Source organism: Nostoc sp. CMAA1605 (assembly GCF_021596505.1).
In the GTDB taxonomy this organism is placed as follows: Bacteria; Cyanobacteriota; Cyanobacteriia; order Cyanobacteriales; family Nostocaceae; genus Trichormus.
Genome location: NZ_PJIZ01000007.1, coordinates 1 through 16,995 on the forward strand (window position 1 = coordinate 1; position 16,995 = coordinate 16,995).

Annotated in this window: 14 protein-coding genes and 1 tRNA gene; 12 read left to right on the plus strand and 3 right to left on the minus strand. The window is 42.4% G+C overall.

Annotation, left to right across the window (positions count from 1 at the left end; genetic code table 11):
• The coding region (locus CV014_RS04190) for a DUF1877 family protein (protein WP_236140868.1) at positions 1-645 on the minus strand (645 nt) is incomplete at its 3' end.
• 176 nt (positions 646-821) lie between these two features.
• On the opposite strand from CV014_RS04190, the gene CV014_RS04195 reads away from it, so the two are divergent.
• Positions 822-1,025, plus strand: a complete 204-nt coding sequence (locus CV014_RS04195; protein ID WP_236140869.1) for a type II toxin-antitoxin system HicB family antitoxin — start codon at positions 822-824, stop codon at positions 1,023-1,025.
• On the plus strand, positions 1,022-1,171 hold the full coding sequence (locus CV014_RS04200; protein ID WP_236140870.1) for a type II toxin-antitoxin system HicA family toxin: 150 nt from the start codon (positions 1,022-1,024) through the stop codon (positions 1,169-1,171). The genes CV014_RS04195 and CV014_RS04200 overlap by 4 nt, the downstream gene beginning before the upstream one ends.
• 211 nt (positions 1,172-1,382) lie before the next feature.
• On the opposite strand, the gene accC is transcribed toward CV014_RS04200, so the two are convergent.
• The gene (gene accC, locus CV014_RS04205) at positions 1,383-2,726 is read right to left on the minus strand and encodes an acetyl-CoA carboxylase biotin carboxylase subunit (protein ID WP_236140871.1); all 1,344 of its coding nucleotides are present in this window, start codon (positions 2,724-2,726) and stop codon (positions 1,383-1,385) included.
• Positions 2,727-3,148: 422 nt separating this feature from the next.
• Here accC and CV014_RS04210 point away from each other — a divergent pair.
• The 6 genes from CV014_RS04210 (at position 3,149) to tilS (ending at position 9,547) form a co-directional block, all read left to right on the plus strand.
• A tRNA-Leu gene (locus CV014_RS04210) sits at positions 3,149-3,229 on the plus strand.
• Positions 3,230-3,611: 382 nt separating this feature from the next.
• A complete protein-coding gene (locus CV014_RS04215; protein ID WP_236140872.1) occupies positions 3,612-4,232 on the plus strand; it encodes a chorismate lyase in 621 nt (206 codons plus the stop codon).
• 676 nt (positions 4,233-4,908) lie between these two features.
• Positions 4,909-6,606, plus strand: a complete 1,698-nt coding sequence (locus CV014_RS04220) for a DUF3352 domain-containing protein (RefSeq protein WP_236140873.1) — start codon at positions 4,909-4,911, stop codon at positions 6,604-6,606.
• A gap of 223 nt (positions 6,607-6,829) precedes the next feature.
• Entirely contained in the window at positions 6,830-7,885 is a 1,056-nt protein-coding gene (gene ccsB, locus CV014_RS04225) for a c-type cytochrome biogenesis protein CcsB (protein WP_236140874.1), read from the plus strand.
• Between the two features lie 274 nt (positions 7,886-8,159).
• Complete coding sequence (locus CV014_RS04230; RefSeq protein ID WP_236140875.1) at positions 8,160-8,489, plus strand: KGK domain-containing protein; 330 nt, start codon at positions 8,160-8,162, stop codon at positions 8,487-8,489.
• Positions 8,490-8,521: 32 nt separating this feature from the next.
• The gene (tilS, locus tag CV014_RS04235) at positions 8,522-9,547 is read left to right on the plus strand and encodes a tRNA lysidine(34) synthetase TilS (protein ID WP_236140876.1); all 1,026 of its coding nucleotides are present in this window, start codon (positions 8,522-8,524) and stop codon (positions 9,545-9,547) included.
• 44 nt (positions 9,548-9,591) lie between these two features.
• Here tilS and hmpF read toward each other — a convergent pair whose 3' ends face one another.
• Entirely contained in the window at positions 9,592-11,343 is a 1,752-nt protein-coding gene (hmpF, locus tag CV014_RS04240) for a pilus motility taxis protein HmpF (RefSeq protein WP_236140877.1), read from the minus strand.
• Positions 11,344-11,794: 451 nt separating this feature from the next.
• Here hmpF and CV014_RS04245 point away from each other — a divergent pair, with 451 nt between their 5' ends.
• The 4 genes from CV014_RS04245 (at position 11,795) to CV014_RS04260 (ending at position 16,945) form a co-directional block, all read left to right on the plus strand.
• Complete coding sequence (locus CV014_RS04245) at positions 11,795-12,934, plus strand: response regulator (protein WP_236140878.1); 1,140 nt, start codon at positions 11,795-11,797, stop codon at positions 12,932-12,934.
• A gap of 214 nt (positions 12,935-13,148) precedes the next feature.
• Positions 13,149-13,514 (plus strand): response regulator transcription factor, encoded by a 366-nt coding sequence (locus tag CV014_RS04250; RefSeq protein ID WP_103137596.1) that lies wholly within the window; start codon positions 13,149-13,151, stop codon positions 13,512-13,514.
• 13 nt (positions 13,515-13,527) lie between these two features.
• Positions 13,528-14,058, plus strand: a complete 531-nt coding sequence (locus CV014_RS04255) for a chemotaxis protein CheW (protein WP_103137595.1) — start codon at positions 13,528-13,530, stop codon at positions 14,056-14,058.
• A 16-nt stretch (positions 14,059-14,074) separates the two neighbouring features.
• Positions 14,075-16,945 (plus strand): methyl-accepting chemotaxis protein, encoded by a 2,871-nt coding sequence (locus CV014_RS04260; RefSeq protein ID WP_236140941.1) that lies wholly within the window; start codon positions 14,075-14,077, stop codon positions 16,943-16,945.
• Positions 16,946-16,995 lie beyond the last annotated feature (50 nt).

Here is a 16,995-nt window from a genome sequence, read left to right on the forward strand (position 1 = left end):
TTCAAAATCAACACCATAAAAACAACCAAGATAAAGTAGCATACCTCTTCCTTTCTCTGTGGCTATTTTGTAGTATTCACAAAGACATCTAAACCTATACCAGTATCTTTCAAATTCTTCGTCCCATAGTGTCCTGTAGATGTTTGGGTTGCATTCACAAGCTTCGTTATACCTAAGCTCAAAATCTTCTTCCGAAACTTGAAGCAATGCCTCAGAAATAGTCTGAGTTTCCATTTGTGTTAAGTATCTAACAGGTGCAAAATCCATAAAACCACCCCTAGTCTCTTCAATGGAAGTTCCTCCCATAACCGCGTTGATTAATAGACGAGTTTTAATTTCATGTCTAGTAACAACAAACGGTAATTTGCATTTTTCCCATGAGGATGAATTTTCTGTGAGTAGGTAATGTATTGCGTGCCAATCTGAGTCAATGTCTAACCTACCGATTCTCCATTGGTCGTCAGCAAGAACACCATCCAAATCACAATGAAAATTCTTATTATGTAGATAAGTGGGAAGACACTTTATTTCCTCCGTTTCTATGGTTTTCTTAGCATGAAGATATAGATTTAGCACGTAAAGATCACGTCGTGCGATCTCAAGTAAGGACGGTGATATTTGTCTAAGATTACCTTCAATTCCCATACTTGCCGAACATTCAAGTGTATTGAGCTACATATCCCACAGATTAAGTTAATGCACTTCTTTGTATCTTAATTGTTAGACCATCGCGATCGCCCCTGCTAGCTGAAGCATACAGAAATCTTAAGATTGCTAAAATTTACGATAACCTCCATTTGGTTGAACTAACCGTGAACACTATGAAGCTAAGAGTAATCCTAGAACCCAGCGATGAAGGTGGCTACACTGTCTATGTACCTTCGCTACCTGGTTGTATAAGTGAGGGTGAAGATATCGACGAAGCAATGGTAAATATTCAGGAAGCTATAGAACTTTACCTTGATCCTTTAGAACATGAGGTCTTGGCCAAAGAAGGCATCATTGTTCGAGAGCTAGTTCTATGACTAAAGTTCCTAGCCTTCCGTATAAACAAATTATTGCTGCTCTAGAGCGAGATGGATGGGTGGTAGTTCGTCAGCGTGGTAGTCACATTCGATTAGAGAAGGAATTACCTGATGAAGTTGTCAAGTTGACAGTTCCAGCGCATTGACCAGTCAAACGTTCAACCCTGGCTCGTATTTTGAAACAAGCTCGTATAGATGTAGATCGATTTCTTGAGCTTCTGTAACCAAAGAAGAATCAGGCTTTGATTATGTGTATTCTTAGTTAATATCCTAGAAATTCCAGCCTAATCTCCAAATTTAGAACATTAGGCGGAAATTTTCTGGATATTTTTTTATGGAAAACCAGTTCGCGATCGCCTAAAGTTTCATTTCCTGAATGAAATTGGTGTAAACATGACCTTCTAAAAACTGGGCGTTTTCCATGATTTTCTGATGAAAGGGAATTGTGGTAGGCAATCCAGTAATTGCACACTCTCTGAGAGCGCGTTTCATCCGGTTAATTGCTGTAGCACGATCTGGTCCCCAAACAATTAATTTACCAATGAGAGAATCATAGTAAGGGGGAATTTGGTAATCAGTGTAAACGTGGGAATCAATCCGCACACCAGGGCCACCAGGGGGAAGATAACCGCTAATGCGTCCGGGTGCTGGGCGAAAATCATGATCGGGGTCTTCAGCGTTGATGCGACATTCAATTGCATGACCTTGCAACACTACTTGGTCTTGAGTCAGCCTGAGTCTTTCACCTTGGGCGATTCTAATTTGTTCAACTAGCAGGTCTACCCCAGTAATCATCTCGGTCACGGGGTGTTCCACCTGAATCCGAGTGTTCATTTCCATGAAGTAAAACTTACCGGATTTATCTAGAAGGAACTCGATAGTACCCGCACCGGTGTAATTAATAAACTGGGCTGCTTTGACGGCGGCTTGTCCCATCTTTTCCCGCAGTTCTGGATCAAGTGCAGGACTGGGGGCTTCTTCTAGTAACTTTTGGTTGCGGCGTTGAATGGAACAATCTCGTTCACCTAAGTGAATGACATTGCCGTAATTATCCGCCAAAACTTGAAACTCAATGTGGCGGGGACGCTCGATAAATTTTTCGATGTAAACGCCAGCATTACCAAAGGCTGCACCTGCTTCACCTTGGGCGGCTAAAAAGAGTTTGACAAATTCATCTTCCGATCGCACTAAGCGCATCCCCCTACCACCACCACCAGCCGTGGCTTTAATCATCACTGGGTAGCCCATTTTGTTCGCGATCGCTAATCCTTCTTCCTCGGTTTCTACCAAGCCATCGCTTCCTGGTACAGTGGGAACTCCGGCTTTTTGCATGGTTTCTTTAGCCGTGGATTTATCCCCCATCAACCTGATTGCTTCTGGGGTAGGGCCAATAAAAGCAATGTGATGGTCAGCGCAAATTTCGGCAAATTTGGCGTTTTCCGACAGGAAACCGTAACCAGGATGAATAGCACTAGCATTGCGCGTTAAAGCCGCCGCAATGATATTGGGAATATTCAAATAACTTTTACCGCTAGCAGGTTCGCCAATGCAAACCGCTTCATCAGCTAGTTGGACGTGCAGAGCATTCCGGTCAACAGTCGAGTGAACCGCGATCGTCGCAATCCCCATTTCTTCACAGGCGCGGAGAATGCGGAGGGCGATTTCTCCTCGATTGGCAATTAAGATTTTGTCAAACTTCATTTTCGAGCTTCGATATCAGTACCAGTAGATAGAAATTGTCTCCCATCCAAGTTGCAACAGCACAGTGGCTTTATCTCAAATTATGACAGGAGATTTACCAGCCTCATCTAAACGTAGAATGCACAATGTGAGTTATGAGTGCTGAGTTCTGAGTAGGTTGATTTCCTGTATACCCAATACTCAGGACTCATTATCAGTATTTATTTCATAAACGCTGAGTAATGAGTGAGGTTATTCACTTTCTAGTCACTACTCCCCATTTAGTATCACTTGTGGAGCTACTACATTTCTGTCAGTCTGGTATCCTCCTTCGGGAAATTTGTGATACCCCAAAATTAAATTTTTGGTAAAGTTAGCTAAATTCCTAATTATCTTTACCTATTCCTGTAGGTTGTGCTACGATTGATAATCGTGAAACTCATGCGGATGTGGCGGAATTGGTATACGCGCACGTTTGAGGGGCGTGTGGCTTTGCCTTGCGAGTTCGAGTCTCGCCATCCGCATTTATTGTTTAGTCAAAAGTCATTAGTCAACAGTCAAAAGTGAGAGATTGTAGGCTGATGACTTTTAACTTTAGGAATCATTTAGTTTAGCCGCATAGTACGATAGCTCGTTATTCGGGGTTTCCCAACTTGAGAAAACCGCCATGTTGAAAGTTAGAGGAAAAGTCTTCCCTTGGTATTTTACGGAAGCATCGATCATACATACCCGTAGCTGACTAATGACTAATGACTAATGACTAATGACTAATGACTATTGACTATTGACTATTGACTAATGACTAATGACTAATGACTAATGACTATTGACTATTGACTATTGACTATTGACCAGATTCCAGTCTTTTGTGCTTTCATAGAAGTAGGTGAACTTTTGTAAAGAACATTGACTGCAATATTTACTTCAAGTAACAACTCAACACTACCAGCCGCGTGGCATCGCCTAACCCCAATTTGGCAAGGTGGGGAGGAAGTAATTAAAAAAAGTTTGCCCCACACTCAGCTTGCTCCGGCGTGGCAAATGCTGCTGCTTGGTGACGGCTCACCCACAAGACACCTAGAATTACTGACAGGTGAGCCGACAGAAGTTGATGTCATTGATATGTCATTTATTGGCATGGATTTGGATGATGCGCCGGAATTGATTCACAAAGTACCAGGGCCAAGACTACGGCGACAAGTGTGGCTACGCACCCCTGGTGGGCAGAGATTAGCCTATGCTACTTCATGGTGGGAAGCTAGCCATGTAGATGAATATTTACAAAACCGTTCATTACCGATTTGGGCGAGTCTGGCGCGTCTGCGTACCGAATTATATCGAGATGTACGTGGTATTTATTACGGTTATTCCCCAGCCCTAGAAGTCGGATTTAATGTAGAAGGGCCTTTTTGGGGTCGCCATTACTTGTTTTGGCATCATGGTCAACCATTGACTTTGATTTACGAAGTTTTTTCGCCTTATTTAACAAAATACTTGGGTGCAACACAGCTAGAAACTGTTAACTAAAAAAATATCCTATCGTCTTGGTGAGCAGGGGAAGCAGGAGAGTAGAGCGAGAAAGAATTGGCTCATCTTTGTTCACTCCTGCATCATTGTAAAAAGATTGGTATCCAGTTTGTAGTAAGGACTACCCTTCTCCTTCCCTGCGGGACGCTACGTGAACGGAGACGCTAACGCGAACGGGAACGCTCCGCGAACAGTCCTTATTAGAGGACTAAAGTCCTCTCTACGAAACGCTTGCGCGAACACTACAAACCTTGAATTATCTACACCGTTCTACTTATTTGATAAATAGGCTCTCATCAAAACGGCAAAAGTTAGGATGATTTTGTTGCAATGAATCAAGATGTAATTAATTTAAATTAATTAATACAACGGTAAATATCAGCGTTATTTAGCAAATCAAAATTTTTGAATCAATGGCTGTTCATACATAATTGAGAATAGCTACATAATTATGTTGAGTAATGTAAAATTATCATGCTTCCTTTGCTGGTATCATTTCATCCAGTGATTATGCAACTCTAGATTCCTTCCTGTTACCATTTACCTATTTCCTGGTGGTATGAGATTTGAGGGAAGGAAAACTGAGCAAATTATTTGCTATATAAATATAGACATTTTTGATTTAAGTGAATGAGTCAAGCTAATCAAAAATTTGCAAATGTGAGGTGTAGATTTCATGACATCACCTAGATTGTCTACTCCCAAGAAGACACAAAAGAAATCTTCTTTGAGACTGACACTTTCAGGCGCAGGATTATTAATTGGTATAGGTAGTACGGCTTACTTGTTTTTGAGTCAAGGTCAGTTATTTTATAGAGACTTACTGACAGGTGCGAATATTATTCCTAGTGATGCTTTGTTTGCGGTTTCTTTGACTACAGACACCAAACAATGGCAGAAATTACAGGAATTTGGAACGAAAGAAACACAAGCACAAGTTAATCAAAGCTTAGTTCAGTTACGCGATCGCTTTCTGACCAATTACGGTTACAACTTCGAGCAGGATATTCAACCCTGGGTAGGCGATGAAGTTACCTTGGCAATTTTAGCCCCCCAAATCAATAAACCAGTTTCTAAGCCAGTTTCCACCATTGACAACCCTGGTGATAGTTCGCAATCAATGGTGATGGTTTTACCAGTCAAAAACCCCCAAAAAGCTCAAACTGTCTTTGCTCAACCAAAAACCCTAACCCAAGGTAAATGGATTAACCGCACCTACCAAGGGATTAACATCAAACAAATTGAAGGACAGCCAGGAGAAAACCTAGCGGCGGCCTTTTTAGATGGGAAATTTTTGGTAATTACAGATAACCCCCAAACCGTAGAAAGAGCGATAGACGCTTACAAAAATAAAACATCTTTAGCCACAATCGGCGGTTTTGCCGATAACTTTCCTAAAATATCTGGTTATCAACCTTTAGCACAGTTTTACATCAACATACCTAACGCTGCGAAAATAGCCGCTACAGCCCCCAACCGTCGTTTACCTGCACAAGTTTTAGCCCAACTACAAAATAACCAAGGTTTAGCCGGAACTGTGACACTAGAAACAGAAGGATTACGCATTAAAGGCGTGTCTTGGCTCAATCCTGGTAGTCAAAGAGTTTTGGCGGTGGAAAATGAAGCAGGTACAATGCAAAATCGTGTACCAGCAGAAACCTTAATGATGTTGTCTGGTGGAAACTTACAGCGTTTGTGGAGCGAATATGTTTTAACCTCTCAAGGTAATCCTCTCTCCCCCGTTACACCAGAACAACTGCGGACAGGGGTAAAATCCCTGACTACTCTGGATTTAGAAAGAGATTTACTCAGTTGGATGAAAGGCGAATTTGCGGTATCCATCATTCCTGGAACGCCCAAACCTGGAACTTCGCAAGATTTTCGTGCGGCTTTAGTATTTATGGTGCAAGCCAAGGAACGCCAATTAGCTGAAACATCAATCAAACAGCTAGATGATGTGATGAAAAATCAATATCAGTTCCAAATTCAATCAACAAAAGTAGCCGATAAAGCCGTAGTGAATTGGATTAGTCCATTTGGGACACTCACAGCTACCCACGGTTGGTTAGATGGAAATGTGGCGTTCTTATCTATAGGTGCGCCCGTCACTGATAAGATTCTGCCTCAACCCAGCACTACCCTTGCTAAAAATTCGACATTTCAGCAAACAGTTCCTACAGAACCCAATCCGACAAACGGTCAATTTTACATAGACGTAGAACAGACAGCGAAAAATTTTCCCCTACCCAGACTACTCCCCCAACAACAAAACTTGCTAGCTGCTACCCGTTCCATCGGTATGACATCAGCCGTTAGCGACAACCGCAGCACCCGCTATGATATTTTTTTCACACTGAAGAAAGGTGATAGGTGAGGCAGGGGGGCAGGGGGCAGGGGAGACAAGGTAGACAAGGTAGACAAGGTAGAATTTCTTGCCCAATCCCCAGTCCCCAATACTTCGACAAGCTCAGTACAAGTCCCCAGTCCCCAATCCCCAATCCCCAATATCAGAAATTTTGAATTTTGACTTGCTGAAACAGATAGGATCAGAACAGTCAGAATTAAAATTTTCAAGAGTCCCCTGCGGAGAACACTTTATGAGTCTGGTTTTACTCCAGAATTGGTTAGATAATGCCTCGTTTGCTGTCTTATTTATCACCATGTTGGTTTATTGGGTGGGAGCAGCCTTTCCCAATCTCAGCATAACTAATGCGCTGGGAACAGCTGGGATGGCGATCGCTAATTTGTGCATCGCTACGCTTTTGGGTGCGCGTTGGCTAGAGGCTGGCTATTTTCCATTAAGTAATTTGTATGAATCCCTATTTTTCTTGACATGGGGAATCACTACAATTCATCTAATTGCGGAAAATTCCAGCCGTAGCCGCTTAGTAGGTGTTTTCACCAGCCCTGTGGCTATGGGGATTTCTGCTTTTGCTACATTGACATTACCATCAGAAATGCAAGTAGCCGAACCATTAGTACCAGCACTCAAGTCTAATTGGCTGATGATGCACGTTAGCGTTATGATGTTGAGTTACTCAGCCTTGATGGTGGGTTCATTACTAGCGATCGCATTTTTGATTGTCACACGCGGTCAAAATATTCAATTACAAGGTAGTTCATTCGGTAACGGTGGCTATCGTACCAACGGCTACCGTCTGCAAAAAGCTGGTGAACTAGTTACACAAACCCCAACACCACCAGCAGAAAACAATGGCTATGCACGGCTAGAAAGCAATAACAACGGTAACGGTAACACCGCCGTTTTAAACTTAGTCACATCCACTCCAGCCTCAACCCTCACATCAGCACCAACCCTTTCACCCCAACGTCTCAGCATCGCAGAAACCCTCGATAATATTAGTTATCGCGTCATCGGTTTGGGATTCCCTCTACTCACCATCGGAATTATTGCTGGTGCAGTTTGGGCGAATGAAGCTTGGGGTTCTTACTGGAGTTGGGACCCGAAAGAAACTTGGGCATTAATTACTTGGCTAGTATTTGCCGCCTATCTCCACGCTAGAATTACCCGTGGTTGGCAAGGTCGCCGCCCAGCAATTTTAGCCGCCAGTGGCTTTGTTGTCGTTTGGATTTGTTACCTTGGTGTGAATCTTTTAGGCAAAGGTTTACATTCTTACGGTTGGTTTTTTTAACAGTTTTATCCCCTCTTCATTGGCAAAGAGGGGATTTGTAGTAATTACAGTAGATAAGCTAAATCACCTCATCAAACATAGTATTTCCTAGTTAACCGAAGTACAAATTCATCCGCGTTTATCTGTGTTCATCTGCGTTTATTTATTACTCAAAACAACATTTGCAATCCTGCTGGTCTGTTTACACTAAAAATGATTGCAATTAATCCATAATTTTATTACGGATAATCTCTCCCAGCAGCAGAAAATATAAATTTAGTTGCGGGATATTCTTATGACAGACGGATTTGAGCGACTAAATCATGATGAAGTGGTCAGTATAGAACCAGACACTTTCCAGAAACTCGAAATTGCAAAAACTTTTAAAGTCCGTGATTTAATTACAGCAATTAAAGAATATATTGGTGCAGATGAAACAGTTGAAGTAGATTTATATACTCATGGCTTAAGTTGTGAGGTTTTGAGATTTAGCGCACAAGGATGGGTGAAAGGAAAAGTCAGACTAGCATTAGAATTTTGTCCTGATGACCCTGATTCACCATTAGACGAAATCTATCAAATTCATCAACAGCTAAAGCAAATTGATCAGGAAACATTATGGTAAAAAATCAGGGATTGGGGAATAGGGTTTAGGGAATGGGATGGACTGCACTACACGCCAAAATACATCGTACTTTGCGATCGCGCCACTTATTAGATCGCCAAAAACGTCTGTTAGTAGCAGTTTCCGGTGGACAAGATTCCCTGTGTTTAATGAAACTCCTGTTAGATTTACAACCTAAATGGCAGTGGGATTTAGGTATTATTCATTGTGATCATCGTTGGCGTGAAGATTCCCAAGCCAATGCCTATCACGTAGAAAATCTGGCGAAAAATTGGGGTGTGTCTTTTTATTTAGCAACAGCTGCTCAACCAGTAAACACAGAAGCAGCAGCCCGTGATTGGCGTTATCAAACTTTTTTAGCGATCGCCCAAGCTCACAACTACCAATATATTCTCACAGGTCACACCGCCAGCGATCGCGCCGAAACTCTCCTGTACAACTTAATTCGGGGAACTGGTGCAGATGGTTTACAAGCACTTACTTGGCAACGTCCCCTAACTGAGCAAATGTTGCTAGTGCGTCCCCTATTGGAAGTTACCCGCAAGCAAACAGAGCAATTTTGTCAAGAGTTTAACTTACCAATTTGGGAAGATTCCACCAACCAAGATTTAAAATACGCCCGTAACCGCATCCGCCAAGAGTTAATTCCATATCTACAACAAAACTTTAACCCCCAAGCCGAATTAGCCATCGCCCAAACCGCCGAACTCCTACAAGCAGATGTGGAATATTTAGAACAAGCAGCCAAGCAGCTGCGGGAAGAAGCGATGGGGGATTGGGGACTGGGGAAAGAAGATGAAAAAAATTCCTTACCGTTGCGTTTAAACCGTCGGGTATTGCAAACAGCACCATTAGCACTACAACGGCGGGTGATGCGTCAGATATTACAAAAAATCCTTCCCGATGCTCCCAATTTTGAGCATATCGAGAAATTAACAGCCCTAATCACCGCACCCAACCGTTCACAAACCGATCCCTTTCCTGGTGGTGCGATCGCTCAAGTCCAAGGTGAATGGATAATATTGGGGACTGGGGACTGGGGACAAGGTAGCAGATGAAAAAACCAATGCCCCATGCCCAATGCCCAATGCCCAATGCCCCATTAAGAAGCCAACAACTCTGGCTGAGAGAGTAAACCGCCGATGGTGTGACGAATTTCTGTGATTGTTTGCAGTTGATGATCACTAGTTTCTTGAATTTGTCCCAAAGATTCACCGATGTTTTGTAGTTTTTGTTTGATTTCGTCTAGACGGTCTTGAATGGGTTGCAGTGTTTCTTGATAAAGGTTGACTCGTCCCCAACACTCGGCACTAGCCTTTTGTAAGGAACGAAGATTTTCTTCCATTGTTTTCAATTCTTGCTGCTGTTCTTGGATATTGTGGGTTTGATTATCAATCATGCCGTGGTCTAATTCCAGTGCAGCGTGCATTTGCTCAACTTCCCGTTCCAATTTTTGTAGTTCTTGGGATTGTTGTTGTCGTTGATTTTCTAGTTGTGAAAGAATGGGGCTAAAGTCAATGTTATTTTCTTGATCATTGTTAGCAACTGCCTGACCTTGTCGCTTGAGAAGAATGTTTTGGTGTTGCTTAATCAACTTTTGCCGCATTAATAAATTGCGTCTTTGTCCGACTAAAGTCTCATTGAGCATCTGATAAAGGTCTTGTTCATCGGCTAATTCTTCTTGTAAATTACTGACATCTTGACCGGATGCTTGACTAATTTTTTGCTTTAATTGTTCTATTGTTTCTTGTTTATATGTCAGTTCTTGTTCTTGATCATGAACAAAACTAGAGTCTATTTCTAACTTTTCTGATAAATCTTGTATAGTCTTTTGCAGTTCAGCTAGAGGCATATTTTCTAGAGCCTGCACATCAATTTGTTGTCCTGGTAAACCACCACCAGAAGTTGCAGCTACAGCAAAAATTTGTTGGTATAACTCATCTTGAGATTGCAACTGTTGTTTGAGGATTTGCATCAGTTCTTGCTTACTGGCGATCGCAGCCGTATTGACTTTCCATTGGGCTGTTTGTTGCTCTAAAATGTGTTGTGCTTGTTGCCATTCATTTTGGCGATCGCTGACTGTTTTTTCTAGTTTTTCAACTTCTTGTTGCTTTTCTTGAGCGGTTGTTTTTTCTTGTTGAAATTTTTCCCAATGGGGATTGAGTGTAGCCTGCTGTTTTTCGACAATTTCTTGCGCCGCATGGAGATGTTCCCGCAAGATTTCTATAGGAGCAACACGGCTAGATAAGCGTTCTAGTAACTCGCTCATCTTCTGACTTTGCGTTGCGTCTAACACTCCACCCTCTTGCAGACGCTCCTCCAAACGTCGCTGCTCACCCCGCAGATGCTCCCAAGCACCTTCTAATTCCTGACGATTACGGTCAATTTCTGCTTGTAACTGTTCAATTTTCTCACGAGAGGTTTCAACTTCTTGTTGTTGTGTTTCTAAACGTTGAAACTCCTCCTCCATATTGTGCAACTGCTCTAAGCGCACTTCCATATCCATTTCACGGCGATTTAACTCTTGTGCCTGAAATGTCAATGATTCCTTCCATTGATCAATTTCGTCTTCCTTGAGCTTGTATTTTTCCAACTGACGGGAAAAATTTTGCAAAATATTCACCAATGGCCTACCAGCTTCTTGCAGTCTCTGGACTTGGCGATTGGGATTGACTTCCACCAAAACCAGTGCGCCATCATTTAATTTGCTGGCTTCTTCAGCAGCGATAATTTCTTCCGACACAGGACTCCAATTCTGGTCGGTTCTTTGACAAGCTAGCAGTTTCAATTCAGTTTTGGAATTACCACCCAGTAAGCCGCCTTTCTGCTTTTGTACTTCCGCTAAATACAGCACACCGATATTCCTCTTGGTACGTGATATTTTTGTTTGAAAATATACTTTTAGATAATTCTGCTAACTTGTCTTATTTACCCAACTTGAGTCAAACAAAACAAACAAACCTATTTATAGACGCTTCATCTCACGTCTGCATATCCATAGCAGCGATCTGATCGTGCCTTTATATTTTGTACTGATGACAGTTATGATGACTTCCGTGTTATCACTAACTTTATCTAAAACTATTAAGAAAATTTACGGTTTATAGCTGAAATCATTCCCTGATCAAAACTAGTACAACAAAGCAAAAGAAATCATCTTATAAGTGACGTATGGTTGTTAAAAATCAAGGGTTTAAAGAAAGAGTGTAAGGGTGTAGGAGAAGAAAGATTTTTTTTCCTGCAACTTGAAACTACTTCCGACAGCACCGACGAGCAATTTCATTCAAAGGAGCTACTGAGATTCAATGCAGGGAAATTTACAAGAACTTGACATTCGCAGCATCCTGCAATTAATTGAACTAGGACAGCGAACTGGACAACTGTTCATAGAAAGCCACGACTCTCACCAATATGGTCAAGTATCTCCACCAAGTGAACCGAAAAATTGGTTGATATTTTTCCAGAATGGTCAAATTATTTATTCCCAAGCAGGGCATAATAATTTGTCACAAATTAATGATTACTTACGTCCGTATCGTGGGGAATTATCTGCTTATGAACACATAGACGATTTGAACATAGAAGATACTTCAGAATATGAATATGTTTGGATGCTGATAGAGAAAAATATCATCAATCCCCAACAAGCACAGGTCATTCTTTATCGTTTACTGTGTGAGAGCCTGTTTGATTTGTTGAGTTTATATCGGGGTAATTTTATTTTTCATACCGATATACCCCTAACTCCACAATTAACAAGTTGGGAAATTGCACCCTTAATCGCCAAAATTATCCAACAATTACAAGAATGGAAACTATTGTACCCATACATTGAATCGCCAGAACAACTGCCAATCCTAGCCGAAACTGTGCATCTTTATTCCTCATTACCCATCAACACAGTCAATAAACTCAAGCAATGGGCAGATGGTCAAACTTCCCTACGTCAACTGAGTCGATATCTTGATCGCGATATTTTGACAGTGGCCAAGACAATATATCCATATATCCAACAAGGCTGGCTCAAACTCACATACCCACAAACCACTGATTCCCAATTACCAGCCCCAGAGAGGCCAAAAATGAAAATACTATGTATTGACCAAAGCCAAACTAGTGGAGAGAGGGTAGAGTCTATTTTGCGTCTACAAGGTTACGAAGTTATCACCCTCAGCCATCCCTTAGAAGCACTGAGTTTAACTTTTCAACTCCAGCCCCAGCTGATTTTATGTGACGCTACCATACCGGAACTAAGTATTTATGAGATGTGTGCCATGCTGCGACAATCTCAAGCATTTCGGTATATACCGATGATTATGCTCACTAGTAAAGATAAATTTATAGATCGAGTTAAGGCGAAGATGGCCGGTTTCACAGACCTATTAACAAAACCCTTTGAGAATAAGGAATTACTAATTTTGCTCAACAAATATCTCAATATTTAATCTGGTGTGACGAAATAAACTCAATACAACACTTGTTGATCCCATAAAAGATGGGGTAAAAAATGTTATCACAGAATCAATCAACTTTCAGAGTACAGTTATTATCCACTCAACTTAGTGAAATATTAGATTGAATTTATACAGTAACTATTTGCAGGGAGAGCAGGGAATGTTCCAAACAGGAACGTCTACACCAGGAGGTAGATAGCCATTTATGAGTACAGTTTTAATTGTGGAAGACAGTCTTGCCCAAAGGGAGATGATTACAGACCTCCTGAAAGCCAGTGGTTTAAAAGTCACCCATGCCACTGACGGACTAGAAGCATTGGAGTCAATTCAAACTGAACCTCCTGATTTGGTGGTTTTAGATATTGTCATGCCCCGCATGAATGGCTACGAAGTTTGTCGGCGATTAAAGTCAGACCCCAAAACTCAAAACGTTCCTGTCGTCATGTGTTCTTCCAAAGGAGAAGAATTTGACCGCTACTGGGGGATGAAACAAGGGGCGGATGCTTATATAGCTAAACCGTTTCAACCAACCGAGTTGGTGGGAACAGTCAAACAACTGCTGCGAGGGTAAGGACGAACACAATATGGTTAGCAAACCGGACTTTTTAAATGGCAGTGGTCAAGATCACTTTCGTCCTGAATTTCAAGTAGAAAGTCCTGAAGGTGAGTTACATTTGCGGTTTTACATTCCCTCGCATCAGGAGTTTGCACTACCCGCAACTGGTATCCGAGAAGTAATGGAATTAAGTCCTGATAGAATTACCCCGATTCCTAATGCTTCTCCTTTACTTTTGGGTACTCTAAATCTACGAGGTCGAGTAATTTGGGTAGCCGATTTGGGTCAATTTTTAGGGGAAGCAACTCCTTTAAACACAGACAAAGCAGAGATTTCGGTAATTGCAGTGCAAGAACAAGACACTATTGTCGGTTTAGCAGTAGATGCAATTGGTGGTATGGATTGGCTGGATGTTCAAAATCTGATGCCACCTACCAACATACCGGATACCATGACTCCCTTTTTGCGTGGAGAGTGGTTATTAGACCCGAAGAACAATCAGTGTCTAAGACTACTAGATCCGATGGCAATTTTGCGGAGTGCGCGGTGGGCAGGATGATATTGGGAGGGAGGAAATGGCAGCGAGTATAGAAGATTACGTCGAAACATATCAACAGGCTTACACAGCCTACGCGGAACAAAACTATGAAGTTGCCGCTACTTTAATCGATCAGGTGGTGCAGAATGTCCCAGATGACCCGAACTCCCATTTATTGCGGGGTCACATCTACTATGTTTTGCAGCAATACGATATAGCAGAAGTAGAATATCAAAAAGTTTTGGAATTAACTGATGATTTTGAATTGATTGGGGTAGCACAAAAGAGTTTAGAGAATATTAGCCAATACCAACAACTAATCGTAGAGCCACTTGATTCTGAAGAATCAGTCGATATCGCCAGTACACCCGATTCTCTAGACTTGGCATCATCAGAATTAGAAGATTTAGGAGCTATCGATAGCTTTGACCTCAGTGGCTTTGATTTAAACGGTTTGGAAACTAATCAAGCTGTCAATGCCGCAGAAATTGCCCTAGATAACCCCTTTGAAATTCCTACAGATACCCTGGGAACACCATCCGTGCCAGTATCTACACTGGCGGCGAATCATGATCCTTTTGCGGTGGATGAACCAGCAAATGAGCAGAATTTAGATTTCTCAGCCTCAGAAGGGTTAGGAGAATTAGAATTACCTGTTTTTTGGCAAGAAGAACCATCAACAGACAGCTTTGAAGAGTTACAGGCGGATGCTAATTTTTTAGATAGTAGCTTAGAGTCCTCACCTGAAGACCACAATATTATCGATTCACCCTTTGGAGAATTTGAGACACCCGCCAATCTGAATGGACAATACAAAGCGGCGGAATTCTTCACTTCCTCCGAGGAAGAAATATCAACGGAGTCAGAGGAACAACTAAGAGAGAATTTGTCCTTAGAGCAGGAGGAGATTCCAGAAAGTCTGACATCAACAGAGGATAACGATATCTCGATTCCTGACTCTAGTGCAGCTTGGTTAGAAAAAATCGCTGATCAAGAAGAATCCTTCCAGACTCCCTCACAGATGAATGGTAAGTTCTCTCCCGTAGAACAGTCATATTCAGAGGACATTAAGCCAGAAATGCAAACTTTCGATATTGATGAAAGTTTTGATTTTGAAGCGTTTGAGTCAGCTTTTGGTTCAGAAAGCATAGCAGAGGATGAAGATCCTAGTAGCATCCTCAATAAAGACAATGCCAAAAGTAATATCGAATTTTTAGACGACTTTGATGAATTTGATGATTTAGGTAGTATTCCAGGGTTTGATCTGGCTGATGCCGATTCTAGCTTTAGTGATGTGATGCTTTCCAATTCTGCGGAACTGGGCAGCATTGCCCAGCCTAAAGTAGAACCTATCACTAATTCAGCGAGCGATCGCGATGAAGAACTCTTTAGCATCACCGGTTCGCAAGAATCAGTACCCGTATTTACCCAAGCGGATGTCGCCAAAGTCGAACCCCAAGTCAGCGTTGAACAAGGCTGGTTAGCCGGCTTAGAAAACGCTAGCCTCGATGCGAAACCTTGGTTAGTTGGGGGGGCGGTGGGCGTGTTCTCCGCTTTGGTAGTAGCGACAGTCAGCTTTGCATCCACCAGTTTTTCCCCTCCTCAACAACGGGAAACAGTACGCAATACTGGTTGGGCAATGTCTCTAGCCGCAGGGATCACAGGTTTTGCTACGGCTGCTTTTATGGGTAATCTCACCCTGAAACAAATGCGCCGCACTACCAAGGATTTGCAAGCCCAATTTGATGCTGTGCGCCAAGGTAATTTGAATGTACAAGCCACGGTGTATTCCGAAGATGAACTAGGGCAATTAGCGGCTGGCTTTAATGAGATGGCGCGGGTAATTTTAACTACCACCTTTGAAGCGCAACGCAAAGCCGATGAACAAGAAGAAGCGAAAGAAAACCTCCAACGCCAAGTAATTCGCCTCTTAGACGACGTAGAAGGCGCAGCTAGAGGGGATTTAACAGTCCAAGCGGAAGTAACAGCCGACGTATTAGGCGCGGTAGCCGATGCCTTTAACCTGACAATTCAGAACTTGCGGGACATTGTGCAGCAGGTAACAGTCGCCGCCAAAGAAGTAACCAAAGGTGCAACCAACTCGGAAACCTTTGCTACTGCCCTATCTAGTGATGCTTTAAGACAAGCCGAAGAATTAGCAGTCACCTTAAATTCTGTACAGGTGATGACTGACTCAATTCAACGGGTGGCAGAAGCGGCAAGGGAAGCCGAAGCTGTAGCCCGTGATGCCAGTACGATCGCGCTCAAAGGCGGTGAAGCTGTAGAAAACACCGTGGCGGGGATTTTAGAAATTCGGGAAACTGTAGCTGAAACTACCCGTAAGGTGAAACGATTAGCGGAATCTTCCCAAGAAATTTCTAAGATTGTGGCCTTAATTTCTCAAATTGCCTCCCGCACCAACTTACTGGCACTCAACGCCAGTATTGAGGCAGCCAGAGCCGGCGAAGCGGGACGGGGGTTTGCGATTGTGGCAGATGAAGTCCGTCAGTTAGCGGATAAATCAGCTAAATCCTTAAAAGAAATTGAGCAAATCGTGATGCAAATCCAAAGCGAAACAGGCTCAGTAATGACCGCAATGGAAGAAGGTACACAACAGGTAATTAAAGGCACAAAACTAGCTGAAGAAGCCAAGCGATCGCTTGAAAATATCATTCAGGTGGCAAATCGCATTGATGGCTTAGTGCGCTCAATTACCAGCGACACCGTAGAACAGACGGAAACCTCCCGTGCTGTTGCCCAGGTAATGCAATCAGTAGAACTCACAGCCCAAGAAACATCCCAAGAAGCACAACGAGTTTCCGGCGCACTACAAAACTTAGTTGGTGTATCCCGTGACTTGATTGCTTCTGTAGAACGTTTCCGCGTAGACACCATGCAAACAAAGTAATTAGTCAATAGTTCAAAGTCCAAAGTCAAAAGTTCAAAGTTTACATAATT